The sequence below is a fragment of the Paenibacillus sp. GXUN7292 genome (genome assembly GCF_050864975.1).
Lineage (GTDB): Bacteria > Bacillota > Bacilli > Paenibacillales > Paenibacillaceae > Pristimantibacillus.
Genome location: NZ_JBOZWO010000033.1, coordinates 51235 through 75935, shown reverse-complemented (window position 1 = coordinate 75935; position 24701 = coordinate 51235). Strand labels below are relative to the sequence as shown.

Below are 24701 nucleotides of genomic sequence, written 5' to 3'. Positions count from 1 at the left end.
AGTGCGGATTGATGATGGTAGAGGGTAGATGATGTGCTTAAGTTGTGCTCCCCCCATTTACGTTTGGCTGGAACGAAACCCCCTCAAACAAACTAAATGCATTTCTTGTATGTAGATTGGCTGATTTTCTTCGACATTCGAATCTAGAGGGAAAATATGATGTTAGTTTGGCTGAAATACCAGCTTAAGGCGGAAATGGGTCAATCTAAGGACATAAAATCCCGCTAGTCGTCCGGTATCTGCAGGTTACTCACGCCCATCGTAGATCGGATTCGCATAGAACGGCAAGTAAAAAGAAAGGGGAACGAAAAGCAAGATTGGGAATGGAGAAGCGGCAGCGTCCGCCTTTGTAGGCCAATTTTATCCTTTACAGGGGTTATTTCATCAAAAAAAAGGGACTACAACAGTGGTCGGAATCGCAAACTTGATCGTAAGGATATAGCGCTTCTCAGCTTTTTTAAAATATTAATAAAAGATTGTTGCGGCGAAGGAACTGGTTTTTGTTGTCAATATGCGTTGTGCGTATGGATTAACGAGAAGGTGGAATATTAACAAACAAAGCAATGCTAATTAACCCGCAAGAGTCCACAAGAGGCTGCAAAAAGGGTGCTATATAAGGTGCTGCCAGAAAACGATCGCAACGGTGACGAGCTAATCTACCCAACACAAAGCAGCTGAGAAACTAAACAGGTTCATCAGCACGTAAATACGGTTTTAACAGCTTTGCCGCCAGTCTATCGGAGAACAGCGGAGCAGTGGAGACATAAAGTTGTTACAGCATAATGCTGCGAAATCAATCGCTTACATGAAATGGCGCCTCATCGAACAACTAACCTGAAAGCATGGTTTTACCAGACATAAAAACAGTCCAAATTGCAGCGCATACATTAATATGTCTAATTTTTCAGAAAATTTCGAAGTGTTTTTATTGGTAAATACAGCACTTTTTTGCCTTTTCATATGCCTTGACAGCCAATAACCCCTCTGATAATATTGCAATAATATACGTGAGCTTTACAAGGATAAGGGAGGAACATACTCGTGTGGGAAACGAAATTCGCCAAAGAAGGGCTAACGTTTGATGACGTTTTGCTTGTTCCGCGTAAATCAGAGGTACTGCCAAGAGAAGTAGATATCTCAGTTCGCCTAAGTAAAAATATCAAGCTTAATATTCCGCTAATCAGTGCCGGTATGGATACTGTTACAGAATCAGCTCTTGCTATTGCAATTGCTCGCGAGGGCGGTATTGGTATTATTCATAAAAATATGTCTGTAGCGCAGCAAGCCGAAGAGGTTGATCGCGTAAAGCGCTCAGAGAGCGGTGTTATTACTAACCCATTCTCGCTAACGCCAGAACATCATGTTTATGATGCTGAAGAGCTAATGGGTAAATACAGAATTTCTGGTGTTCCTATTGTGGATGCAGACCAGAAATTGGTCGGAATTTTAACAAACCGCGACTTGCGTTTCGTCCATGATTATTCCATCAAAATTTATGACGTTATGACTCGCGACAATCTTGTTACGGCTCCTGTTGGGACAACCTTGCAAGATGCAGAAATCTTACTGCAGAAGCACAAGATTGAGAAGCTGCCATTGGTCGATGAATCCAATACGCTTAAAGGCCTTATAACAATTAAAGATATTGAGAAGGCTATCCAATTTCCAAATGCAGCAAAAGACACTCATGGCAGATTGCTGTGCGGTGCAGCTGTAGGGATTTCCAAAGATACGATGGAACGCGCAGAAGCGCTTGTTAATGCCGGTGTCGATGTATTGGTCGTAGACTCTGCTCATGGTCATCACATCAATATTCTTAACGCGGTACGTAAGCTTCGCGAAGCATACCCGGAGCTGACTATTATTGCAGGAAACGTAGCAACTGGCGAAGCTACTCGCGATTTGATCGAAGCAGGCGCGTCCGTAGTAAAAGTTGGTATCGGTCCTGGCTCCATCTGTACGACTCGCGTCATTGCTGGAATTGGCGTACCGCAAATTACTGCTATTTATGATTGTGCAACTGTAGCTCGTGAATACAATGTTCCGATTATTGCTGACGGTGGTATCAAGTACTCCGGTGATATTACAAAAGCGATTGCCTCAGGTGCAAGCACGATTATGATTGGAAGCCTGTTTGCTGGAACAGCTGAAAGCCCTGGCGAAACAGAAATTTTCCAAGGCAGAAGCTTTAAAGTATACCGTGGCATGGGATCTCTTGGCGCTATGAAAGAAGGAAGTAAAGATCGTTACTTCCAAGAGAACGAGAACAAGCTTGTTCCGGAAGGTATTGAAGGCCGTGTTCCTTACAAAGGACCATTGGCGGATACCGTTCATCAGCTGCTAGGCGGACTTCGTTCAGGTATGGGCTATTGCGGAACTTCTTCGATTGAAGAATTGAAGAACGACACTCAGTTTGTTCGCATTACCGGCTCAGGTCTTAGAGAAAGCCACCCACACGATGTTCAAATAACAAAAGAAGCTCCGAACTATTCGTTGTAATATATCGGACATTTATAAATCCAGATCGATTCTACGTTCCTAGGGCGTAGAGCGTTCTGGATTTTGTTTTTGGAAAGGCAAAAATTTCAGTCTTGCTTACATTATTTTACTTTGGTAAAAATTGATGAAAGAATCCTCATATGTTTGGAGCTGAAAGAGGTTTAATTGTGAGGCTGTGATATGTTACAATTATGTTCGTATAATTATACAGGGAAAAGGGGAGAAGATATTGAAGATATTGGTAAGGCCGATGCGCATAATGTCGGTTATTGCAGCTTCATTGGCCATCTGGATGCTGCTGCTTGTTTTTGGACCAGCCAGTGTTCAAGCGATTGGCTTTGATAATCGACCAAGTACTGAAAATTCACTAGATTTACAGGTAAGATCTTCTATACTTATTGAAGCTGAGTCGGGGCAAGTTTTATTTGAAGTGAATGCTGAGCAAGCTTATCCAATAGCCAGTATGACGAAGCTTATGACTGAATATATTGTGCTTGAAGAAATTCAGAATGAACGTCTTTCATGGGATGATGTTATTACAGTAACAGAAGAAGCGAAGAATACTCACCCTTCCGAATCGCAAATTTATTTGGCGCCAGGAGACAAGCATACAGTTAAGGAATTATATATTGCTATGGCTGTTGGTTCCGCTAACGATGCGACGAAGGAGCTTGCGATTCAAGTTGCGGGCAGCCTTTCCGCATTTGTTGATAAAATGAATGAGTATGCAAAAAATTTGGGTCTAGAATCTGCGGTATTCACAAGTGTTACTGGTCTTGAAGATACGACGGTTATGTCAGCGGCTGATGTGGCAAAGCTGGCACGTATTATTATACTTGATCATCCGGAATTTTTTGATTTTTCTACTTTGCAGGAGTACAAGTTCCGTGAACGTGATAAGGATCCAATAGTAAATCTGAACTATATGCTGGGTTCGAATGTGAATAAGCCGGGCTTAAAGCCGTTTGCCTACGAAGGCGTTGACGGTATGAAAACAGGCTTTATTGAAGCGGCCGGCTATAATTTTACGGGTACAGTTAAACGCGGTGAAATTCGTTATATTAGTGTCGTTATGGATACAAGGTCGAAAAATGCCCGTTTTGTAGAAACGGCCAAGCTGTATGACTATGCTTACGGTACGTTCGAAAAGAAGACCGTGCTTCCGCCGAAATCAGTAATAGAATCTTTGGAAACAGTGAAGATTAAAAAGGGCGTCAAGAAGACTGTTCCAATTGTAACCGATAAAGATATTACGTTTATGGTCAAAAAAGGAACTGATCCCAAAATCGAGCTTGTGGCTCAAGAGCTGCTGCCTGAGGATAAGCTGATAGCCCCGATTGAAGCGAAAACGCCTGTAGGAACGGTTACCTACCGTTATACGGATGCAGAAACAGGCAAACCAATAGATTATACGGTTAATTTAATTACTGCAGAGGAAGCTGAAAAAGCAGGCTGGTTTAAGCTGATGCTGCGCGCAATTGGCGACTTTTTCGCTAATTTGTTCCAAGCTATCGTCAATTTATTCTAATCATACTTGAAAACTAGGAATCAATGCTTGTCGATTGCTCTTAGATCCTGTAAAATCAATGGTTAGAACTATCATCGGCAACATATAATAGGTAGATGACAATAGGAGGATTTGTAAGGATGGAAACTGGAACTTCTCGTGTAAAACGCGGTATGGCTGAAATGCAAAAAGGCGGCGTCATCATGGACGTTATGAATGCTGAGCAAGCTAAAGTTGCGGAAGCGGCTGGTGCAACAGCGGTAATGGCGCTTGAGCGCGTACCATCTGATATTCGTGCAGCAGGCGGCGTAGCTCGCATGGCTGACCCTACAATTGTAGAAGAAGTAATGAAGGTTGTTTCGATTCCAGTTATGGCAAAGGCGCGTATTGGCCATTATGTGGAAGCCAAGGTTCTTGAGTCTATGGGTGTAGACTACATCGATGAGAGCGAAGTATTGACACCTGCAGATGAAATTTTCCATATTAGCAAAAATGAATTTACAGTACCTTTCGTTTGCGGAGCTAAAGATCTGGGCGAAGCGCTTCGTCGTATTCAAGAGGGCGCTGCTATGCTTCGTACAAAGGGTGAGCCGGGAACAGGCAACATTGTAGAAGCTGTTCGTCACTTGCGTCTAATTAACGGTCAAATCCGCAAAATTCAAGGTCTTTCCAAGGATGAGCTATATAACGAAGCAAAAGTGCTAGGCGTACCTTATGAGCTGCTTCTAGGCGTTCATGAGACAGGCAAGCTGCCAGTTGTCAACTTTGCTGCAGGCGGCGTAGCAACACCTTCCGATGCAGCGCTTATGATGCATCTTGGCGCTGACGGTGTATTTGTAGGCTCTGGTATTTTCAAATCCGACAGCCCTGAGAAATTTGCTCGAGCGATTGTAGAAGCAACTACGCATTACCAGGACTACAAATTGATTGCGGAAGTGTCCAAAAACCTTGGCACACCAATGAAGGGCATCGAGATATCCAAGCTGGATGCAGCTTCGCGCATGCAGGATCGCGGTATTTAACTTTGATTGTATAATTTATATAATTGAAAGGTGAGCCGACCTCGCGATAATCGCCAGGTCGGTCCTTTATAAGGAAGGCGAGTAACGTGATGAAGATAGGTGTATTAGCGCTTCAAGGCGCTGTGGCCGAGCATATTCGCAGCTTGCAGCACGCAGGCGCAGAGGCTGTTCCAGTTAAGCGTGTAGAGCAGCTGGATGAATTGGACGGTTTGATTATTCCTGGCGGCGAAAGCACGACAATTGGCAAGCTTATGAGAAAATATGGCTTTATGGATGCTGTTCAGCAATTTTATGCAGACGGCAAACCGCTGTTCGGCACATGTGCTGGCTTGATCATTCTTGCCAATCAAATTGAAGGACAGGAAGATGCTCATCTGCGTCTTATGGATATGACGGTTGCTCGTAATGCATTTGGCAGACAGCGCGAAAGCTTTGAAACTGATCTTGATGTCACTGGCATCGATGACAGCATTCGGGCAGTATTTATTCGTGCGCCGTTAATTAAAGAAGTTGGAGAAGGGGTAGAGGTGCTGTCCACCTACAACAACGAAATTGTAACAGCGCGTCAAGGCAGACTGCTGGCAGCCTCTTACCATCCGGAATTAACGGATGATTACCGCCTCCATTCCTATTTCATTGATATGGCGAAGGAAGCGGCTGCGCAAAAAGCATAAGGCAAATTATGCCTGTTTATCCTTACGAACAAGCCTCATGTCTATGAGCAATCAGCGCTATGCTGCTAAGTCGTATGACTTCACTATTACTCTCTTCAGAGAGGGGTTTATATTGTGTTAGATGTCAAACTTTTAAGAACAGATATTGAGAAGGTTGAGCAAGGGCTTAACAAGCGCGGAGCTTCTCTTGAGCTTATTGCCGGCTTCTCGGAATTGGATGTAAAAAGACGAGAGCTGATTCAAGAAACGGAGCAGCTGAAAAATCGTCGAAATGTTGTTTCGCAGGAAGTAGCCAAGCTGAAAAAATCGGGTGGAGATGCTGATGCTCTTATTATCGAGATGAGAGATGTAGGTGACCGTATTAAACAGCTTGACGAGGAGATTCGCGAGCTGGAGCAGCAAGTTGATGAGCTAATGCTTGCAATCCCTAACGTTCCTCATGAGAGTGTACCAGTTGGTGCTTCAGAGGATGACAATGTAGAAGTGCGCCGTATCGGAGAGGTGCCTCAATTTTCTTTCGAAGCCAAAGCACATTATGATCTTGCGGGCGAGCTAGGCATTCTTGATTTTGAAAGAGCGGCTAAAGTGACAGGCTCGCGCTTCACCTTTTACCGCGGCCTAGGCGCGCGATTAGAGCGTGCATTAATTAGTTTTATGATGGACCTGCATAGCGATAAACATGGCTATGAGGAAGTGCTGCCACCGTATATCGTCAATCGGGACAGCTTGATCGGGACAGGACAACTTCCTAAATTCGAGGAGGATCTGTTCAAAATTGCTAGCACGGATTATTTCTTAATTCCGACTGCTGAAGTGCCAGTTACAAATCTGTATCGGGATGAAATTTTGGATGCAGAGCAGCTTCCGAAATATTTCGTAGCCTATAGCGCTTGCTTCCGCTCTGAAGCCGGTGCCGCAGGCCGTGATACACGCGGATTAATTCGCCAGCATCAATTCAACAAGGTAGAGCTGGTCAAGCTGGTTAAGCCTGAGGATTCCTATGCAGAGCTGGAAAAGTTATGTGGGGAAGCGGAAACCGTGCTGCAGCTGTTAGGCTTGCCGTATCGGGTTATGACGCTTTGTACTGGAGATATGGGCTTCACTTCCGCCAAGACGTATGATCTAGAGGTTTGGATTCCAAGTGCGAATACATATCGTGAAATTTCTTCATGTTCTAACTTTGAAGATTTTCAGGCACGTCGTGCCGGTATTCGATTCCGTCGCGAAGCCAAAAGTAAGCCGGAGCTTGTTCATACGCTCAATGGCTCTGGACTGGCAGTAGGACGCACAGTAGCAGCGATACTTGAGAATTACCAGCAGGAGGACGGATCTATCCTGATACCTGAAGTGCTTCGTCCATACATGGGCGGAATTGAGCTTATTGAAGCAAAATAAAACGTAAAAATGGTGCTGCAGGTGGAAATAAAATAGTTGCATTTTACTTTTCACCTGTGGTACAATATTTTTGTTGCCAATAAAATATGGAGAGGTACCGAAGCGGTCATAACGGGGCGGTCTTGAAAACCGTTAGAGTGCAAGCTCACGTGGGTTCGAATCCCACCCTCTCCGCCATACTAAAAATCAACCCGATTCCTGAATAGGAATCGTTTTTTTGTATATAGGATTAGTGGGATGAGAACGGGCCGTGAAGCGGACATGCCCTAAGGCATGTCTGTAGGCCTCGGCGTGATAGTTGCATAGCGTGACCGTACTTGTACGGCCACGCGCGACGGAGCGAATCCCACCCTTTCCGCCATACTAAAAATCAACCCGATTCCTGAATAGGAATCGTTTTTTTGTATATAGGATTAGTGGGATGAGAACGGGCCGTGAAGCGGACATGCCCTAAGGCATGTCTGTAGGCCCCGGCGTGATAGTTGCATAGCGTGACCGTACTTGTACGGCCACGCACGACGGAGCGAATCCCACCCTCTCCGCCATACAATAAATACAAGCTCTTGGTGAATGCCATGAGTTTTTTTGTTTTTGAACTAATTTATCTCGTCCTGAGACACATAATTAATGCTCCCCGATACATCCTAATATTATCGCTAAATTACACGTAGCCTGCTTTGCTTTAGGCGAGTTTCTAATTTAGTGTTTATCAGGCAATTTGCAATTGTTTAATTAGCAATAGCATAGAGAAGGGAGGAGCGTTAATGAGCAAGCCGCGCAGTATTGCAGTTGATCAAGGCGACCAGGAGCAAAATAATACACAGCAGAGACAGCGTTCAACACAGCCAGAGCCTTTGTCAGGCTCTAAAAAGACAAAGCAAAAAAATCACACGAGCCATAACAACCCGCAAGGCTGACAAGCATGATGCAGTGTTACTGATCTTAAGCTATGGGTAAATTTATGTCATACAAGAACCCTCATTTCTAATTAGAGATGAGGGCTTTTTTTGTAGTTTGGTAAATGATGCATCATTAAAAATTGTGAATAAGTATGTCGCTTCATGCGAATTACTTTTCGAAAGAAATGATGCGGACAAAGATGACCGTTAGCGCTCATTTTTTGCCAACGTCCACTTTCTAACGGACAGAAATGGCCGTTAGCGGGAAAAAAGCTAGAGAATTCGACAGAAATTTCTTCTAATGGTCATAAGTGTCCGCATATGCAACAAAAAGACTGTTTTTCTGGTTCTAACGGTCATGGATGACCGCACCGCCAATAGAAGATATGCGCTAAATAGATAGTTCCGTATCATTTGTTCTTTACACACGATGACTGCAAGTTGGGTCACTGATAGGTGATTTTTGTTCTTGTTTAGCTAACAAGGAATATGTTATTTTTTAATGATCTTACAATAACTTCTATTTGAGCTTCTCAATTTTCTGTTTTTAGTATAGAATAAAGGAGCTTATACAAAGAAAGAGTGGAGGAAGTTTTAAAATGAAAGTTGGAATTAGGTTAGTTTCCTTGCTAATCGCTGTAATGCTGCTTGCAGTAGGCTGCAGCAGTGCAAAGCTGTCGCCACAAGATGCTCTTCAGCAAGCTACAGCAAAAACAATGGGTGCAAGTTCATATGCAATGACAGCAACCGTCAAGATCAATGAGTTTACTATGGATGACAGCCTTGCTTCGAGCGATGAGCTGGGTATAGCTGCAGGCGTTGCTGCAATTATTAAAGATGCTACTATAAACGTAAAAGCTGTTTATGAGAAGGATCCTGCAAGAACGGATATGAATCTAGAGGTAGTGCTTCCTGGCTTTATGAATATGAAGCTGGATATGCCGATTATTGTTGCAGACGAGAAGATTTACTTCAAATTGCCGCAAATTCCTATGCTGCCAATTCCTCAGGAAGCTGCAGATAAATTTATTCTGCTTGACGCAAAAGAACTAGCAAAGCAGGAAGGTGTTGAAGTGCCGGAGTTTGATATGGCCGCACAACAAAAATTTGCACAGGATTTAACTAATGCAACTCTAAAGCATTTTGATGAAAAAACGTACTTTACTCAGCCTAAAGCTTCCGAGGCAGGCCTGCCAGAAGGAGTTAAAGCAGATCAAGTTGTGAAGTTTGCTATTACAGAAGCTAATTATGAGCAAACGATCAGCACGGTTATCGATAAGGTTTTGCCAGAAGTGATGGATTTGATTGCGAATAACGAAGCTTATTTAGAAATCTTCGAAGTCGAAAAAGCTGATGTAGAGGATGCGAAGCAGAAGCTGACAGAGAGCAAAGAGGAAATCAGAACTTTCTTCAAGGATAATCTGAAAGTGAAGCAGCTTGATCATACAGGCGCGATTAAAGGCGGCAATCTAGTATATCAAGAAACAACTATGAGTGTGGAAGTAACAGAGCCGGAAGCTAGCGACAAAATGTCGCTTGGCATGACGGTTGCAATGAACTACTCTGATATTGGCCAAACGCCTAAATTTGAGTCTGAGATCCCTACTGACGTGATCTCATTCGAGGAGTTCCTGCAATTAATGGAATTCTAAAAAATGAACAGCAGGAATAAGTCTCCCTGTGATCAATGCAAGGTTCAGCTATGGTATTAGCCAGAGCTGGATCTTGCTTTTTTTGTAGTCTAAAAATGTAAATTGTGAACAAATCGCCATGACTGCATTCATAGACAAACTATGTAAAAACTTATACAATACTAGTAAGTTTTTATGAAAATATATGAAAATGTTTTCTATTTAAATATACGAAAGTATAAGTTTTGACCTTATACCTGTTCCTATATTTCATCGGCAAACGCGCCTTTCCAAAGGATGGCAGAACCGTTTGTCCTTGATGCAGCCTATAACGAATGTAAAATTATGATGCAGGTGATAACGATGATGAATTCAGACATAAACAGAGCGTCGCAATCGTATTTTTACCCCTTTGAGGCTAATTTGCTATCCAATCTTGACCAACAGCTGCAGGATGCGCTTAGAGAGCTTGCTGATGTGAAATATGCACTGGATCAATCCTCTATAGTAGCGATTACAGATCGGCGGGGTGTGATTGTTTATGTAAATGATCAGTTTTGCAAAATTTCCAAATACAGCAGGGAAGAGCTGCTGGGTCAGGATCATCGGTTGTTGAATTCTGGTTATCATCCAAAATCGTTTTTTAAAGAGATGTGGGCAACGATAGGGAGCGGAAAAGTATGGAAGAGTGAAGTACGCAATCAGGCTAAGGACGGCAGCTATTACTGGGTAGATACGACAATCGTGCCTTTTGTCAATGCGAACGGCGTGCCTTATCAATACATATCTATCCGGAATGATATAAGCGGGCGGAAAAGAGCCGAAGAAGCGCTTAAAGCAAGCGAAGAAAAATATCGATTGATTACCGACAATAGCTCGGATTTAATTTCAATTATAGATGAGCACGGACAGCTAAGCTATGCCTCGCCATCGTTCAGCTGCGTGCTAGGTGTGGACAATGAAGAGCTGAGCTATATTAATTTGCTGAATATTATGCATCATGACGATCAGGACCGAGTTCATTTTTCTATAAAAAAGAAGGAGACAGCTCCTTTTTCGATGGAATTTCGTTTAAGACATGCAAAAGGCCAGTATGTGCATGTAGAAGCTACCTTTAATGCTATTGCCAAACAGGCCAGTAATCATGCGAGATATGTGCTTGTTATGCGCGATATAACGGAGCGCAAAAAATCCGAGCAAACGATCTATTACCTGGCATACCATGATATGCTCACCGACTTGCCGAATCGCAGACTATTTATGGAAAAGTTGCAGCAGGGCGTTAATCAGGCAAAGCAAGAGAGAGCGAAGCTCGGTATTGTGTTTATGGATTTGGATCGTTTTAAATATATTAATGATTCCTTTGGCCATGAGATAGGCGATATATGCTTGATCGAGGTAGCCCAAAGAATAAGCGACTGTATTCGTCCTGGAGATATACTGGCTCGATTAGGCGGAGACGAGTTCACGATTATGCTAAAAAACATCACGCATGAGGATGAAGTTATTGCTGTCGCAGAACGGATAAGAGCGAATTTGGAGCAGCCTGTGCAAATCGAGGAATGGCAGCATCATTTATCATGCAGTATGGGAATTGCCATCTATCCGGAGGATGGCCTTAATCCGGATGAGCTGCTGAAGCGGGCAGACACGGCCTTGTATGCAGTAAAGGGCCAGGGAAGAAACGGCTTCGCTTTTTTCAATAAGGATATGGAAGAGCGTTCCCTGGAACGAATTTTATTAGAAAACGAGCTGAAAAAAGCGCTGGTAAAAGAACAATTTTATATTGATTACCAGCCTAAGGTGAATCTGTCCACGAATCGTATCGTTGGTATGGAGGCGCTGGTTAGATGGAGGCATGAAGAGCTTGGGGTAATACCTCCTAATAAATTTATTCCGATAGCTGAAGAATCAGGCTTGATCGTCGCAATGGGCGACTGGGTCATGCTGCAGGCTTGTCAGCAAAATAAACAGTGGCAGCAAATGGGCTACCCGGCTCTGAAGGTGTCTGTCAATTTATCAGTGCGCCAGTTCAATCAAGTTGACTTGGTGGACAAAGTTAGGCAGGTGCTGGAGCAGACAGATCTTGAGCCCAGCTTGCTTGAGCTTGAAGTGACTGAAAACGTATTTGCAGCCATAGATAATGCAGCGAGCATCCTGACAGACATTAAGCAGCTTGGGGTGCAAATATCGATTGATGACTTCGGTACAGGCTACAGCTCATTCAATTATATTAAACAGCTTCCGATTGACGTGTTAAAAATCGACATGTCTTTTGTACGGGACATTCATCATAATAAGGAAAGTCAGGCTATTGTAAAAGCCATACTGGATATGGCTCATTCTCTTAATTTGAATGTTGTGGCTGAAGGCATCGAATTTGAAGATCAGCTGTCCATTTTAAGCGGGGATGGCTGCCAGCTAGGGCAAGGCTATTTGTTCAGCAAACCGCTGTCAACCGAAGATTTCGAGCGTTATTTAAAAACAAGCAATTATCCTATTGATCAAACTAATCATCCGTCTGCTTAAAGCAGGCGGATTTTTTGCAAACAAAAAGCCAGAGCGGAATGGCTTCCACTGCTGGCTTCAGAATAGTTATATATGGCGACCACGAGACGACTCGAACGTCCGACACCTTCTTTAGGAGAGAAGTGCTCTATCCACTGAGCTACGTGGCCACAGCAGAAATAATTATAACATAATTTCTCCGTTGAACCAAAATGAATTTATACCATTTTATATAGTCTATAAGCTTGCTTTCGACTATTATAGCTTTGTCTGTGGACCCATAGGACTGATAATGGTCTTCAACTGAGTGTATAAAGTCAGTGAAAAATGCGGGAATGAGCAAAACAAAAGGAGTACCGTCAACAAAAATAGCAATTTTCCCATCCAGAATGCCTGCTGCAATAGAATCGGGCCGATCGGAATTATAAAAAGTGGGGAAGAAGGTCCATTGCTTCTTTTGAGTCAGCAGTTCCTCTATATACTGTCCTTCCAATATTCGATCCGTTGATAAATGCTGCAGACGGTCAACCAACTGGTTAACGAGTTTCTCATCGGCCAAGCCCTGGATATGCATAATAGATACATCTGTTTTAGTCAGCTTGCCGACTTTAATTGTAGTAACTCGTACTCTTGTATCTTTGGCAATTCGTCTTACTAATGTCCGATTGGTGCAAATGGATTCCGTAAATGAGTTTTGCGGACCTCTTACAGCAGATTGGGTTTGCGATTCGGTAATGCTGCGGTCCTCCCAGCCCGGCAAAGGGATGATAACGCCTTCGCTGCTGCCGTCAATTAACAGAAGGGCGGCACCCGCTATGATTTTATCCATAGCAATAGCAACGGCATGAACGATGCTGACCTCGCTGGCATTAAGGATGCGCTCTTTAATCGATTTGGCGGATATGCCGTTTTCCAAAACACGTTCAAGCAAAGGTGAGACAACATGGTCTTGCAGCGCCTGTCTATTTACCATGCCGTCCAAATAATAAAGAATGCATCGCTGCTTATTGGGAAGATACAGCTCCCGCATAATAAAATCGGAGCTTTTCCCCATAAAAAATTGGATAAGATCAATATTTTGCTGCAAGGAATCTGAAAGCTCAATATCTATGTCCTCTTTCATGTCCTCAGTCACTTGTTCGCCCTCCCTTCGCTTGCATTATTATTCCCAAAGTGAGTCAATTCATGTGAATGCTGGAAGGAAAAAAAAGAGCCCCGTGAAGATCAAAATGATCTTCAGGGGCTTCCCTGACTAGTGCTTTAGCACGTTATTGCTTTGGTTTTTTATACTGCTTGCCAGACAGCTGAATGGCACGCTCGACAAGCACTTCCATCGCATCGACCGAATAAGCGGCATATTGTCCGCTCAAAGCAATACACGACAGCTCTGTACATGCAAGAATGACGCATTGGCATTCATAGTTATGTATTAGCTGGTCAATTAGCGATTCAAGCTTGGCAGGATCACAATTATTATGGCCTTTGACATCGGTATAAATAATATCCATAACCTGACGCTGCATCTCATTATTAGGCTCAACGAGCTGCATGCTGTAATTTTCGCAGCCTTTGGCGTAAACTCCCGTATTAATTGTGCCATTCGTTGCTAAAATGCCAACACGGCAGCCTGAGCCATACTGCGCATGTATCCTCTTTAATGTCTCATCGACCATATTTATAATAGGGATGCTGGTCATAGCTTGCATTTCATTATAAAAGTAGTGAGAAGTGTTGCAAGGTATTGCAATATTTGCCGCGCCCGCATGCTCAAGCAGAGCAAAATCCTTAGCTATAGCGTTCAGGAATTCACTGCTGGCTCCGCTCGCAATTACGCTGGTCCGATCAGGTATTGTAGCATGATTGAGAACTATCATATCCATATGCTCCTGATCGCGATCTGCTTGGGTACGATCTATAATTTTGTCGAAAAATACAGCAGTTGCTTTCGGTCCCATACCGCCAATAATACCTAAGCTTTTATCTTTCATCATTCTACCCACTTTATAGTAAAGAATTAGTTGTCGCCATGGAGCTGATCCAGAGCGATCCGCCCGCCATCATCCATTCCCTGGCAGCCAGCGAGTAAAATAAGGTCTCCCTGTTCAGCCTGCTTAAGCGAGGCTGCAATGGCATCAGGCAGCTCATCATAAAGGCGGACCTTTATATTTGCTTCATTCATAACCTTCATAAATACGTCCAGTTCTTCTTTGGTCACTTTATCTTTGGCCGTTACATGCGATAGGCTTGTCGTTGCAATCAGCTCGCTGCGTTCAAGCTTATGCATCCATTCCGCAATCGCCCTGGCATTTTCTTCATTCACCGTTGGCCCGCGATTTCCTCTTATTGCATAAAGCAAATGAAAGTTATTATAATTCATAAATTTGATCGTTTCCATTGTGACATTAATGTTACCTGGATTCGCAAAGTGATCGTCAATAATCATGCAGCTATCCTCATAAATAAACTCAAAGCGCCGTTCAACGCCCGGGAAGCTGCTTAAAGTCCGCTGGATTACATCAATGGCAACGCCATTAAGCAATGCAATAGTAATTGCGACCATCGAGTTATATACCGAGTGGAGTCCAGGTACAGACAGCTGCACGTTAAATTTGACCGGTTCGAGCTGCACGCGATCGGTATGGAATGGCTTAACAAGTTCGTATACAAAGGAGCCTCTGCCTGTAGAAAGATCCAAATTGCTGCAGCGAATATAGCCTTCCTTGTTTTTCAGGCCAAAGGTAATAACCTGCGCATTTGTTTCATTTTGCAAGGAGGCTGAATAAGGGCAATCCAAATTAAGAACAGCGATGCTGTGCTTGCCAGCATTGCGGACGAGGCTTGCTTTGGCTGCAAAATAACGCTCAAAGGAGCCATGCGAATCTATATGCTCGCGGCTTAAATTGTTAAAGGTAACGATGTCATAATCGACAGTTTCTACCCGGTGGGTTTCGAGTGCAGCAGAGGAAACCTCCATACAAACATGCGAGACACCGGCATCGACCATCTGCTTCAAATAATGCTGTAAATCGAGTGATTCCGGTGTTGTCAGCTCGGAAGGGATCGTCTGATCGTCGATTTTTATTACAACGGTGCCGATAAGTCCTGTTTTTAGCCCACCGTTCTCGAGCATGGCATTGGCCATATAGGAGGTCGACGTTTTTCCATTCGTAGCCGTGATGCCGATCATTTTCAATTTGCCGGCAGGCTGGCCATAGTAGGCTGCCCCCAGCTGAGCTAATGCGATCCTGCTGTTGGCAACGCGAAATTGCGGGATCGAAATATTCTCCTGGAATCTTTCTACGATAGCGGCTGTTGCACCATTGTCTACAGCTTGCTGCAAGTATTTATGACCGTCGGTTTGATAGCCGGTAATACACACGAACAAGTGGCCTTCCGAGCATTTTTGAGAATGATAGCTTATACCAGAAATAAGCTGCTCTCGCGGATGCAATGTATCCAGTATATCAATATGGTTTAGTAATTCCTTCAAGGCGATCATTAGTGAGTCTCCTTTCGCGGTCTCATCCTAATTATTTCCTGCCAGCTTTCCTATAATCATCTTCATGAAGGAAAAAGCAGGCTTAGGGTCTTTCCAATCCCATATTGCGTAAGCTTTCGGCTTAAGTAAGGAGGAAAGTACCTGAGAAACCGTCAACTGCTTTGTTTTAATATAATCTCGGATTGCCAGCATATCTTCAAAGCCGTACCAGAATACGCGATTCGTGTCATGAGTGATGGCATGTGTGCCAATTGACTGTCCAGTCAGCTCCAGATAAGTAATATAGGGAAAGTTAATGCCTACCTTTTCTAATAAGCTATTTAGATTCGTTATACGTACATTGATTTCTATTAAATAAAATTGCCCGGTTTCGGCATCTTTCTTGAACTCTATTTCAGCGAAGCCCTTCCAGCCCATTTTCTCCAAAAAAGCTGCTCCGATGCTGTAAAGCTCCGGCACAAATTTTTGCCCGGTATATACAGAAGCTCCGAAGTTAATCGGATATTGGCGGAACTTTTGGCAGGTCAGCCAATGTGTCACTTTGGCGTTCTGATTCAAATAGGCATCAAATGTGTACATATGATCATCGAAACCTGGAATGATGCGCTGAACGATCACTTCCAGACCAGCTTCGGTTGCTTTGTGAACAGCTTCAAGCAGCTCCTGCTCATTGTGAACCTTAAAGAGCTTGCGTCTGAACTTTGCTACGAAGGTTGGGGAATCGGTTGGCTTCACAATACATGGATAGTGGATGATCTGTTCTACTTTCTGCAAATAATCGGCATCTGTAACTCGAACAGTTTCAGGCACGCGCACGCCATTTGCTTCAGCTAGCTTGTGCAGCACTTCCTTGTTCATCATCTTCGTATATAGGCCCATCTCGGTTTGAGGGATCAAATAATACTTTTTGAGCTCGTCCAAGTACTCATCTATAACCTCTACATAAGAATCGTGGCATGGAATAAGGACAGGAGGAGCGCTTTCCTTCATAGCGTAATCAATGAGCAGCTGTATGAAGGATTTTGTATTCTCCCTGTAATGAGGAGCGATCAGCCTCTCAGATGTATATTTCGATTTGGCGCCGTAAGCATCGTTCGAGTAGTCTACCGCTACCGTATGTATGCCGTGTTTGCCCAAACATCGGATTGTGCTAAGCCCTATATAATAATTACAACCAAGTATGACTGCTTTATTGTTCATGAAGTACCATCCCGCAATTCAAGTGTTAAATCATCAATCTTGAAAATCTGATACAAATAAGTGTACTGCATAGCTTATTATAATACAATTCTCAAGCATCGGCGCAGGTTGTTACGTTCATCCTGCTGAGTCTAAAGTACCATTTGACAGGATGAAAAGTCCTGAATATGTCGAATCCTGCATGAAAATTGTAGGCACGCGTCGACATGATTTTACAAACAGTTTAAATGGCGCAGAGTATAATATTAATAGCATCAATAGATTACTAGATAAGGGGTGTGCCGTGAGCGAATATGGATAAAGATCATTTGAAGAGACAGCTGCAATCGCTTCGGCGTAAACTCCATGAAATAGCTGAGGTACGCGGAAGCTTAACTGACCCGGCGGTTATCGCAATTAGTGAGCAAGCGGATCAGCTAATTGTAGCACTGCAGCAAATGCAGCGTGAAGAATTAAATGATTCGCTCTTGGAACGAAATCGTCATTAAGCTTGTTTTGATTTACGGAGCTGACGGAAAAATTGAGTAAGCAGTTGTGCACACTCAGGTTGCAGAACGCCGCTTGTGAGCTCCGTTTCGTGGTTGAAACGGGGCTCTTGTAATAGATTCATAAGTGTGCCCGCGCAGCCTGCTTTTGGATCGTCAGTTCCATATACGACGCGCTTGAGCCGGGATTGTACGATAGCGCCTGCACACATGGGACAAGGCTCTAGTGTTACATAAAGCGTGCAGTCCAGCAGTCGCCAAGCCCCAAGTTGTTCACATGCATCACGTATTGCTTCCAGCTCGGCATGTGCAGTTGGATCATGTTTGGATTCCCGAAGATTATGGCCGCGACCAATAATTTGGCCCTCCCTCACTATAACCGCACCGATGGGAACTTCTCCTAATTGTTCAGCTAAACGCGCTTCAGCAATTGCTGCCTGCATCCAATGTTGATCCTCATGCGTTCTTATCATATTGTTACTCCTTGTGTATAAAGTGAAATTTGTACAACGAACAAATATTCTAATGTTAACATGCTGTGGATATATCTGTGGATAATTATAAAAATATCAACAAAGTTATTCACATCACATCCACAAATGTGTATAACTTCTGTTGGCAATGTGAATGAAATGTGAATAGCCATCCATGGATAAGTATGATCAAACTTATAGAGGGCGTGTCATTTATGTCGATAAAGACAAAGCTTTCCTTAATCAGTATGTTCGTATTGCTTGTATTCATTCCCCTATACTATACCATTAGTGATTATTATTCGGCACAGCAATTTAATGAGCGTGTACATAAGTATATTTTTAATACTTCTAAGGATTATAGCGAAAAGATTGAAGCTTCATGGGATGAAGCGGATGTGGGAAGTGCCGTGAACGTTTCCAGTGAGCAATTCTTAAAAAATATTAATTCAATTACGTTCATGATTCCCTTTATTGAGCAGATTATGGTCATTGAAACGAACTCGGGCAAGGTTGTGCAGCCGCAGGAATCGGAAGAGAAGTTTATCATGCTTGAGGATTCATTTGTGCAGGAAGCTGCTTTTTCCGATCAGGAAGTTCACAAAATTGAAAAGCAGCAAAATAATAAATATCGGAGCTATTTCAACAATCATTCCCAGTACACCATTATTATTGATTATAATATGATCGACTTTTATCATTTTTTTACGGTGAAGCGGGATTATCGCTGGTGGTTAATGGCGGCATTTATGTTAGTGGCTACAATCGTCAACTATAATTTAATGGGCGTCATGATGCGGCCCCTTAAGGATATATTATGGAAGGTGAATGAGGTATCATCGGTTCGCTTCCATAAACCTATTTTAATAAGAAGCAAGGATGAATTCGGCCTGCTCGCGCTGAAAATCAATGCCATGTCGCAGAATATAAGCATTTATATGAATAAATTACGCAAAGCCTTCGAAGAGAATAAACGGATGAAGGAGCATTTGGAATCTTTTATTAACCATTCGAACGATGCTATTCATATTATTAACATGAACGGCAAGACGATTCAAACGAACAGAGCTTTTGAGCAGCTGTTTGGCTATCAGGAAGCTGATTTGATCCATTTGAAGTATCCTACGATTCCAGAGGCTTACCAGGCAGAAAATCAACAGATGCTTGAAATGCTAAAGGCCGGCAAAAAGCTCCCGCCTATGGAGACATTACGCATTACTAAATCGGGAGAAACGATTCCTGTCAGCGTGACGGTTTCGCCAATAAGGGATTCAGATGGCACGATACGGGCGTTTGCAAGCATTTGCCGCGATATGCGCAGCCGGAACAAGATGGAAGAGCTATTGCGCAGATCGGAGAAGCTTACGACAGTTGGTCAGCTTACAGCCGGCGTCGCTCATGAAATACGCAATCCTTTAACGACCTTAAGAGGCTTTTTGCAATTGCAGCAGCAGAGTAAAAAGCTGAATATGTCTCATGTCAGCCTGATGCTTTCCGAGCTCGACCGCATCAACTTAATTGTAGGAGAGTTTCTTATTCTCGCCAAGCCGCAAGCCACCAAGTTTGTCATAAAGGATGTTCGGGATGTTCTGCATGATGTATTAATATTTTTAGACAGTGAGGCGCATCTGCACAATGTTGAATTTCGCACTTCTTTTACAACAGAAAGCTGCAGCATCTCCTGCGAAGAGAATCAGCTGAAGCAAGTATTTATTAATTTATTTAAAAATGCCATTGAAGCTATGCCTAACGGCGGAGCCATACATATTACGATAGTGAAAAGAAGTCAACATATAAGTATTTCTATTCGGGATGAAGGCATTGGCATCCCTGAGGATATTATTGAAAAAATAGGCGATCCCTTCTTTACAGCCAAGGAAAGCGGTACAGGGCTTGGCATTATGGTAAGCCAGCGCATTATTAACACCCATCAAGGTACGCTAGACATAGACAGCCAGGTTAATTTCGGCACGACCGTTCGTCTAACCTTGCCTGCTTTGAAAGAAGCGAGAGTGGAGAGTATACTATAAGCATACATAGCTCGGCCATTCATCGTGCTGTCATAGGGAGGAAGTATCGCTGTGGGAAACAAGGCTATAGTAGCAGGTGCTACCGGTTTAGTAGGCAAGGCGCTGGTTCAGGAACTGCTGCAGTATAATGGTTATGAGAAGGTAATCGTGCTCGTGCGCAGAGCATTGGATCTGACCCATCCGCGTTTGGAGCAGCATATTCTTTCCTTTGACCAGATCGGCAGCCTGCCTGAAGAATGGTTTGAGACCGCAGATATTTATTGCACTTTGGGAACGACGATTAAAAAAGCCAAGTCACGTGAACAATTTGCCAAGGTTGATTATGAATATCCGCTGGCGCTTGGCCGGAAAGCCGTCCAATGCGGCAGCAGGCAGCTATTAGTAATAACCGCGCTTGGAGCAAGTGAGCGGTCTCTGTTTTTTTACAGCAGGGTAAAGGGGAAGCTGGAGCATGAGCTTGCAAGGCTGCAGCTCCCTAGCGTCACTATATTTCAGCCATCACTCATAATAGGCATGCGTGAAGAGCATAGGCGCGGCGAGGAGCTGGCAGCTTCCATGACACGCAATCTTTCCTTTCTATTTAAAGGGAAGTTGAGCCGCTATAAGCCGATTGAAGGTAGGACAATAGCGGCGGCGATGCTATATTCTGCTTTAGAGCAGCGTAATGGCCTGACCGTAGTAGCGGGAACAAACCGTATGGAACAAATGGCAAATGCTTTATGGAGCGAGGAGAGACATCAATGAGAATTAATAAATTTATAAGCGAGACCGGCTTTTGCTCGCGGCGTGAAGCCGATAAGCTTGTAGATAGCGGCCGTGTAACGATAAACGGCGCTGTAGCGCAGTTAGGCAGCCAAGCTGAGCCGGGGGATGACGTTCGGATTGATGGAAAGCGCATAGGCGCTCAAAGAAACCATGTGTACATTATGCTTAACAAGCCTGTCGGTATTACGAGCACTTCAGAGGCGCATATAGAAGGCAATATTGTAGATTTTATAGGCCATACGGAACGTATTTTTCCAATAGGCAGATTGGATAAAGATTCCGAAGGCTTAATCCTGCTTACTAATGATGGAGATGTTGTCAATCCGATATTGCGCTCGGAGGGCAAGCATGAGAAGGAGTATATTGTGACTGTGGACAAGCCCATTACACCTTCCTTCGTCAAAGGCATGTCGGAAGGCGTTCATATATTGGGCAGCCTTACTCTTCCTTGCCAGGTTACACAAGTAACGAATCGTGTATTCCGTATCATTTTGACCGAAGGCCGCAACAGGCAAATTCGCAGAATGTGCCAAGCCTTTGGCTATCATGTAAGACGTTTGCAGCGTGTTCGTATTATGAATATTGAGCTGGGCGGACTGGCAGTCGGCAAGTGGAGAGATTTAACAGAGCAAGAACGCACGGAGCTATTTAAAACACTAAGTTATAACCCGCAATAACAGCTGGTCTAAGCTAGAGGCATGCTGCGCTGGAAAAGGGGCTGTCCCAAATGTCATAAACATGACGGGGACGCCCCTTTTGTTCAAATATAAGAATTTATTAATTAAAGCATTAAAAGCTATTGAGAACTGTCCTTGGTTGACAGCGTCTGTGCATTGGCAGTATCGACATACGTATGAATTATAGCTACTTCTACACGTCTGTTTTTAGCTTTGTTATCTACTGAATCGTTAGGCGCGATTGGGCGGTATTCTCCAAAGCCGATAGCGCTGAAGCGGTCCGGTCCGATATTTTTATTTTCCAGCATGACATCCATGAAGCGGATGGCACGCATGGCGCTTAAATCCCAATTTGATTTGAAATAAGCATTATTGATTGGCGTATCGTCAGTATGACCAGAGACGATAATTTCGTAATTAGGATATTGCTCAAGCATTTTGCTGATCGCAATGGCCAAATCCTTTGCTTCAGGCTTGACCGTTGCCTGGGCAGGAGCGAACAGTGCGTTGTCGCTAATCGTTATAAGCAATTGAGACATATTGAGCTTCGTTTCCAGATCGCTTGTCAGCCCATTTTTGTCGATATATTCATCAATCTGTTTTTTAAGGTTTTGAAATTCTGCCTGCTCCTGCTTCATGATATCCTCTAAGGAGTTGTTTTCATTTTGCTGCGGATTGTTTTTATCCTTATTTTTAGGAACCTTTTCAGTGTTAGGCCCTTTCTCAACGATCGATGGCATATCGAGCACGCCGCTGCCTTGATTAAGAGCGATGCTGAAGGCGCGGGACATTTCCTCGAATTTCTTCACATCGACGCTGTTCATGGAATATAACACAATGAAAAGGGCTAGCAATAAGGTAAGCAGGTCAGCATAGGGAATGAGCCAGGATTCGTCAATATGCTCTTCATGATCTTCGTGCCTACGCTTTTTCTTCACCGCCGCGTTCCTCCTTTTCTCTTAGTTTTTGACGCTCTGTCGGAGTGAGGAAAACGGATAATTTCTGGTTGATGGCAATTGTAGATACTCCTGACTGGATAGCCAGCAAGCCTTCTAGCATCATGAGCTTAACTTGAATTTCTTGTTTGGATTTACGCTTTAGCTTGTTAGCAATCGGATGCCATAATACATAACCTGTAAAGATACCAAGCAGGGTAGCGATAAATGCGCCGGCAATGGCGTAGGCCAGCTTGTTCATATCGCTCATATCAGCAAGAGCTGCTACAAGTCCGACAACGGCGCCCAAAACCCCAAGGGTAGGAGCGTATGTGCCCGCTTGTGTAAAAATTAATGCCCCGGTTTTGTGTCTTTCTTCTGTAGCTGATATATCTTCTAATAATACATCGCGGACAAGATCCTGATCGTTGCCGTCTATAATCATGCGCATACCGTTGCGAAGAAAGGAATCTTCGATTTCATCTACCTTGGCCTCGAGTGCCAATAATCCTTCGCGGCGTGTAATTGAAGCCCATTCCATAAATTGGCCGATAAGCTGCTCGCGAGGCGGCAGCGGCTGCTCAGTAAATACTATTTTAAACAGCTTGCCTACCTTGGAAAGCTCGGACATTGGGAAGGCGATCATGACCGCTGCTATTGTACCTAGAATAATGATTGAGAACGCTGCTGGATTAAGAAGAAAGGAAAGTTTGGCACCCTTTAACACCATACCGCCTAACACAGCAACTAATCCAAGAATGAGACCAATAATCGTTGAATTTTTCATCATGCACCCCATCTAATACATTTTCGACATTTATCTACTTCTATTATTATCGTCAAAAGGGTATTCTGAGATTAGAGTAAACGACAGGAAGATCAAAATAATGAGCAAATATAAGGAGATTGTTGCAAAATGGGTGTAAGACATGCTAGAGAGTACGCGGATATTTTGAAAGAGCTGACATTTGCCGTATCTGAAATTGAACAATGCTATACATTTTTCGAGATGGAGCCTGATGATTGGTCTTCGCTATCGCTGGAAGAGCAAACAGAGGTGATGGAGGCTCTTGCAGACGATATTTTCTTTGGTTTGGGAGAGCAGCGGTCAATCGCCGTGGGCAGAGGCATGGTCGTGTACAATCCAAAGCATCATGTCATAGAGGTGACACAGGACGATACTCTTATTCAGCTGGTCAGGCTAATATAAGAGATCATATATAATAGTAGCAAGTGCGAAGAATTAAGGAGCAATACAGATTATGAAAAAATTACTTTGGCTCGGCTGTTTTTCCTACTTGCTTATTGGAGTCGCCCATATTATCGGCGGCTCCATTCTTGAACAGCTGATCGAGCATTATGGGCTGTCCTACAAAGATGGCGGTCAATGGATTATGAATCAATTTCTTGGCTTTTTAGTAGGTGTATTATTCACGCCGGCTATATCTGCAAGATTTGGAAAGCGCACAACCGTAATGTTCGCTATCGGTATGCTCACCCTCAGTGAAGCGGCTTACAGTTTGCTGCTTCCATGGGGCTGGATGCTGGCTGTGGCGCCTTTGGCAGGATTGGGCTTTGGCATGACAGAAGCGATTGTCGGCGCGATGATTATTGAATTGCACAAGGAAGGAACTGCTGCTGCCATGAGCAGGCTGGAAACCTTCTTTGGCATCGGGGCGCTTGTTATTCCGCTAACGGCAGCATATTTGATCCAGCAGAACATTTGGCAGCTGTCCTTTCCAATATTAGCGGCTATGTCAGGTATTATTTTTGTTTTATGGCTGACCCTGTCCTTTGGCAAGCTGGACGATGAATTGTCCGCGCAAAGAAGCCTGGAGAAGGCACGGGAAAGAAAGCAGAACACAGCAGAACACGGCAAGGCGATCGTCTGGGGTTATTCGAAGCGCATGCTTCCCTTTCTTGCACTGGCGGCTTTGTTCTTTATGTTCTATGTCGGCATGGAGATGAGCTTTTCTAACTATTTGCCGGCCATTCTAATTGAGCATACTCAGGCGTCTGAGGTAGCGGCAGCTTCAACGCTAAGCGTGTTTTGGGGAACAGTTGCTATAGGCCGCATTTTTGCAGGCATACTCGCTGATCGCATGGGCTATACGAAGTATTTGCTGATTGCAACGGCAGCTTCCGCTATTGTGTTTTGTTTAATGACATTATTCGATACATATTTGTTAATGCTGGTCTTTATCGCGCTTAGCGGCTTGTTTTTTGCGGGATTGTTTGGGATTGGCCTTGTGTATGCCAATAGTTTGCTGCCTGGAACGACAGAGAGGACAACGAGCATTTTGGTGGCATGCGGCGGTATAGGAGGGGCTGTATTTCCTCGTATAACTGGCTGGTTTATGGACCAGTATACGATTTCGGCTACATTATGGTATTTGGCTGCACTCGTCATTATACTGCTTTCTTTGCTTATCATATGGATCATATTAGGCGTAAAGCAGGCAAGAGGGCCCGCGTCCAAACCAGTGTCGGTTAGTTAATCAA

Annotated in this window: 21 protein-coding genes and 2 tRNA genes; 15 read left to right on the top strand and 8 right to left on the bottom strand. The window is 43.8% G+C overall.

The features are described from left to right. Positions 1-1041 precede the first annotated feature (1041 nt). From guaB to ACRRU2_RS21820, 9 genes are all read left to right on the top strand, one after another. Positions 1042-2499 carry an IMP dehydrogenase gene (guaB, locus tag ACRRU2_RS21860; protein WP_331697849.1) on the top strand — a complete coding sequence of 486 codons (1458 nt, stop codon included), beginning with the start codon at positions 1042-1044 and terminating at the stop codon, positions 2497-2499. A gap of 229 nt (positions 2500-2728) precedes the next feature. Further along, positions 2729-4027, top strand: a complete 1299-nt coding sequence (locus ACRRU2_RS21855; RefSeq protein WP_432504984.1) for a D-alanyl-D-alanine carboxypeptidase family protein — start codon at positions 2729-2731, stop codon at positions 4025-4027. Between the two features lie 119 nt (positions 4028-4146). Continuing rightward, positions 4147-5028 carry a pyridoxal 5'-phosphate synthase lyase subunit PdxS gene (gene pdxS / locus ACRRU2_RS21850; RefSeq protein ID WP_331697847.1) on the top strand — a complete coding sequence of 294 codons (882 nt, stop codon included), beginning with the start codon at positions 4147-4149 and terminating at the stop codon, positions 5026-5028. Between the two features lie 89 nt (positions 5029-5117). Further along, entirely contained in the window at positions 5118-5702 is a 585-nt protein-coding gene (gene pdxT / locus ACRRU2_RS21845; protein WP_331697860.1) for a pyridoxal 5'-phosphate synthase glutaminase subunit PdxT, read from the top strand. Positions 5703-5816: 114 nt separating this feature from the next. Next, positions 5817-7097 (top strand): serine--tRNA ligase, encoded by a 1281-nt coding sequence (gene serS / locus ACRRU2_RS21840; RefSeq protein ID WP_331697846.1) that lies wholly within the window; start codon positions 5817-5819, stop codon positions 7095-7097. Positions 7098-7185: 88 nt separating this feature from the next. Continuing rightward, positions 7186-7274 (top strand) — tRNA-Ser (locus ACRRU2_RS21835). 587 nt (positions 7275-7861) lie between these two features. Continuing rightward, positions 7862-8014 carry a small acid-soluble spore protein P gene (locus ACRRU2_RS21830; protein ID WP_331697845.1) on the top strand — a complete coding sequence of 51 codons (153 nt, stop codon included), beginning with the start codon at positions 7862-7864 and terminating at the stop codon, positions 8012-8014. 581 nt (positions 8015-8595) lie between these two features. After that, positions 8596-9648 (top strand): hypothetical protein, encoded by a 1053-nt coding sequence (locus ACRRU2_RS21825; RefSeq protein ID WP_432504979.1) that lies wholly within the window; start codon positions 8596-8598, stop codon positions 9646-9648. 342 nt (positions 9649-9990) lie between these two features. Further along, positions 9991-12156: a bifunctional diguanylate cyclase/phosphodiesterase gene (locus ACRRU2_RS21820; protein WP_432504976.1), complete on the top strand. Its 2166-nt coding sequence runs from the start codon at positions 9991-9993 to the stop codon at positions 12154-12156. 73 nt (positions 12157-12229) lie between these two features. Here ACRRU2_RS21820 and ACRRU2_RS21815 read toward each other — a convergent pair. The 5 genes from ACRRU2_RS21815 to ACRRU2_RS21795 form a co-directional block, all read right to left on the bottom strand. After that, positions 12230-12305 (bottom strand) — tRNA-Arg (locus ACRRU2_RS21815). Continuing rightward, on the bottom strand, positions 12296-13270 hold the full coding sequence (locus ACRRU2_RS21810) for a spore germination protein (protein ID WP_432504974.1): 975 nt from the start codon (positions 13268-13270) through the stop codon (positions 12296-12298). Before ACRRU2_RS21810 ends, ACRRU2_RS21815 begins: the two co-directional genes overlap by 10 nt. A 133-nt stretch (positions 13271-13403) precedes the next feature. After that, positions 13404-14126 (bottom strand): aspartate/glutamate racemase family protein, encoded by a 723-nt coding sequence (locus ACRRU2_RS21805; RefSeq protein ID WP_432504972.1) that lies wholly within the window; start codon positions 14124-14126, stop codon positions 13404-13406. Between the two features lie 23 nt (positions 14127-14149). Next, complete coding sequence (locus tag ACRRU2_RS21800) at positions 14150-15634, bottom strand: Mur ligase family protein (RefSeq protein ID WP_432504970.1); 1485 nt, start codon at positions 15632-15634, stop codon at positions 14150-14152. 27 nt (positions 15635-15661) lie between these two features. Continuing rightward, positions 15662-16834, bottom strand: a complete 1173-nt coding sequence (locus tag ACRRU2_RS21795; protein ID WP_432504968.1) for a carboxylate--amine ligase — start codon at positions 16832-16834, stop codon at positions 15662-15664. A gap of 293 nt (positions 16835-17127) precedes the next feature. Here ACRRU2_RS21795 and ACRRU2_RS21790 point away from each other — a divergent pair, with 293 nt between their 5' ends. After that, complete coding sequence (locus tag ACRRU2_RS21790; protein ID WP_331697837.1) at positions 17128-17322, top strand: aspartyl-phosphate phosphatase Spo0E family protein; 195 nt, start codon at positions 17128-17130, stop codon at positions 17320-17322. Here the strand turns inward: ACRRU2_RS21790 and tadA are convergent. Then, positions 17319-17792 carry a tRNA adenosine(34) deaminase TadA gene (gene tadA, locus ACRRU2_RS21785; protein ID WP_432504966.1) on the bottom strand — a complete coding sequence of 158 codons (474 nt, stop codon included), beginning with the start codon at positions 17790-17792 and terminating at the stop codon, positions 17319-17321. The genes ACRRU2_RS21790 and tadA overlap by 4 nt on opposite strands. 215 nt (positions 17793-18007) lie before the next feature. Between tadA and ACRRU2_RS21780 the strand changes: the two genes are divergently transcribed. Genes ACRRU2_RS21780 through rluF form a run of 3 tightly spaced genes read left to right on the top strand, consistent with a single transcriptional unit; the run spans position 18008 to position 21264 of the window. Continuing rightward, on the top strand, positions 18008-19822 hold the full coding sequence (locus tag ACRRU2_RS21780) for an ATP-binding protein (protein ID WP_432504964.1): 1815 nt from the start codon (positions 18008-18010) through the stop codon (positions 19820-19822). Between the two features lie 51 nt (positions 19823-19873). Next, on the top strand, positions 19874-20566 hold the full coding sequence (locus ACRRU2_RS21775) for an SDR family oxidoreductase (RefSeq protein ID WP_432504962.1): 693 nt from the start codon (positions 19874-19876) through the stop codon (positions 20564-20566). Next, entirely contained in the window at positions 20563-21264 is a 702-nt protein-coding gene (rluF, locus tag ACRRU2_RS21770; protein WP_432504960.1) for a 23S rRNA pseudouridine(2604) synthase RluF, read from the top strand. Before ACRRU2_RS21775 ends, rluF begins: the two co-directional genes overlap by 4 nt. A gap of 119 nt (positions 21265-21383) precedes the next feature. On the opposite strand, the gene motB is transcribed toward rluF, so the two are convergent. Next, the gene (gene motB / locus ACRRU2_RS21765) at positions 21384-22202 is read right to left on the bottom strand and encodes a flagellar motor protein MotB (protein ID WP_432504958.1); all 819 of its coding nucleotides are present in this window, start codon (positions 22200-22202) and stop codon (positions 21384-21386) included. Beyond that, positions 22186-22986 carry a flagellar motor stator protein MotA gene (gene motA, locus ACRRU2_RS21760; RefSeq protein WP_331697859.1) on the bottom strand — a complete coding sequence of 267 codons (801 nt, stop codon included), beginning with the start codon at positions 22984-22986 and terminating at the stop codon, positions 22186-22188. The genes motB and motA overlap by 17 nt, the downstream gene beginning before the upstream one ends. 129 nt (positions 22987-23115) lie before the next feature. Between motA and ACRRU2_RS21755 the strand changes: the two genes are divergently transcribed. Together ACRRU2_RS21755 and ACRRU2_RS21750 are read left to right on the top strand one after the other, a co-directional pair. After that, the gene (locus ACRRU2_RS21755) at positions 23116-23409 is read left to right on the top strand and encodes a hypothetical protein (protein ID WP_331697831.1); all 294 of its coding nucleotides are present in this window, start codon (positions 23116-23118) and stop codon (positions 23407-23409) included. Between the two features lie 52 nt (positions 23410-23461). Further along, positions 23462-24697: an MFS transporter gene (locus tag ACRRU2_RS21750; protein ID WP_432504955.1), complete on the top strand. Its 1236-nt coding sequence runs from the start codon at positions 23462-23464 to the stop codon at positions 24695-24697. Positions 24698-24701: the final 4 nt, after the last annotated feature.

What these genes read in the sequence shown, in the direction of transcription:
- motA (WP_331697859.1), bottom strand. Translation starts at nt 22,986, where the DNA reads ATGAAAAATTCAACGATTATTGGTCTCATTCTTGGATTAGTTGCTGTG.
- ACRRU2_RS21825 (WP_432504979.1), top strand. Translation starts at nt 8,596, where the DNA reads ATGAAAGTTGGAATTAGGTTAGTTTCCTTGCTAATCGCTGTAATGCTG.
- rluF (WP_432504960.1), top strand. Translation starts at nt 20,563, where the DNA reads ATGAGAATTAATAAATTTATAAGCGAGACCGGCTTTTGCTCGCGGCGT.
- ACRRU2_RS21790 (WP_331697837.1), top strand. Translation starts at nt 17,128, where the DNA reads ATGGATAAAGATCATTTGAAGAGACAGCTGCAATCGCTTCGGCGTAAA.
- ACRRU2_RS21820 (WP_432504976.1), top strand. Translation starts at nt 9,991, where the DNA reads ATGATGAATTCAGACATAAACAGAGCGTCGCAATCGTATTTTTACCCC.
- pdxT (WP_331697860.1), top strand. Translation starts at nt 5,118, where the DNA reads ATGAAGATAGGTGTATTAGCGCTTCAAGGCGCTGTGGCCGAGCATATT.
- ACRRU2_RS21830 (WP_331697845.1), top strand. Translation starts at nt 7,862, where the DNA reads ATGAGCAAGCCGCGCAGTATTGCAGTTGATCAAGGCGACCAGGAGCAA.
- pdxS (WP_331697847.1), top strand. Translation starts at nt 4,147, where the DNA reads ATGGAAACTGGAACTTCTCGTGTAAAACGCGGTATGGCTGAAATGCAA.
- ACRRU2_RS21795 (WP_432504968.1), bottom strand. Translation starts at nt 16,834, where the DNA reads ATGAACAATAAAGCAGTCATACTTGGTTGTAATTATTATATAGGGCTT.
- tadA (WP_432504966.1), bottom strand. Translation starts at nt 17,792, where the DNA reads ATGATAAGAACGCATGAGGATCAACATTGGATGCAGGCAGCAATTGCT.
- ACRRU2_RS21755 (WP_331697831.1), top strand. Translation starts at nt 23,116, where the DNA reads ATGGGTGTAAGACATGCTAGAGAGTACGCGGATATTTTGAAAGAGCTG.
- ACRRU2_RS21750 (WP_432504955.1), top strand. Translation starts at nt 23,462, where the DNA reads ATGAAAAAATTACTTTGGCTCGGCTGTTTTTCCTACTTGCTTATTGGA.
- ACRRU2_RS21805 (WP_432504972.1), bottom strand. Translation starts at nt 14,126, where the DNA reads ATGATGAAAGATAAAAGCTTAGGTATTATTGGCGGTATGGGACCGAAA.
- ACRRU2_RS21800 (WP_432504970.1), bottom strand. Translation starts at nt 15,634, where the DNA reads ATGATCGCCTTGAAGGAATTACTAAACCATATTGATATACTGGATACA.
- ACRRU2_RS21780 (WP_432504964.1), top strand. Translation starts at nt 18,008, where the DNA reads ATGTCGATAAAGACAAAGCTTTCCTTAATCAGTATGTTCGTATTGCTT.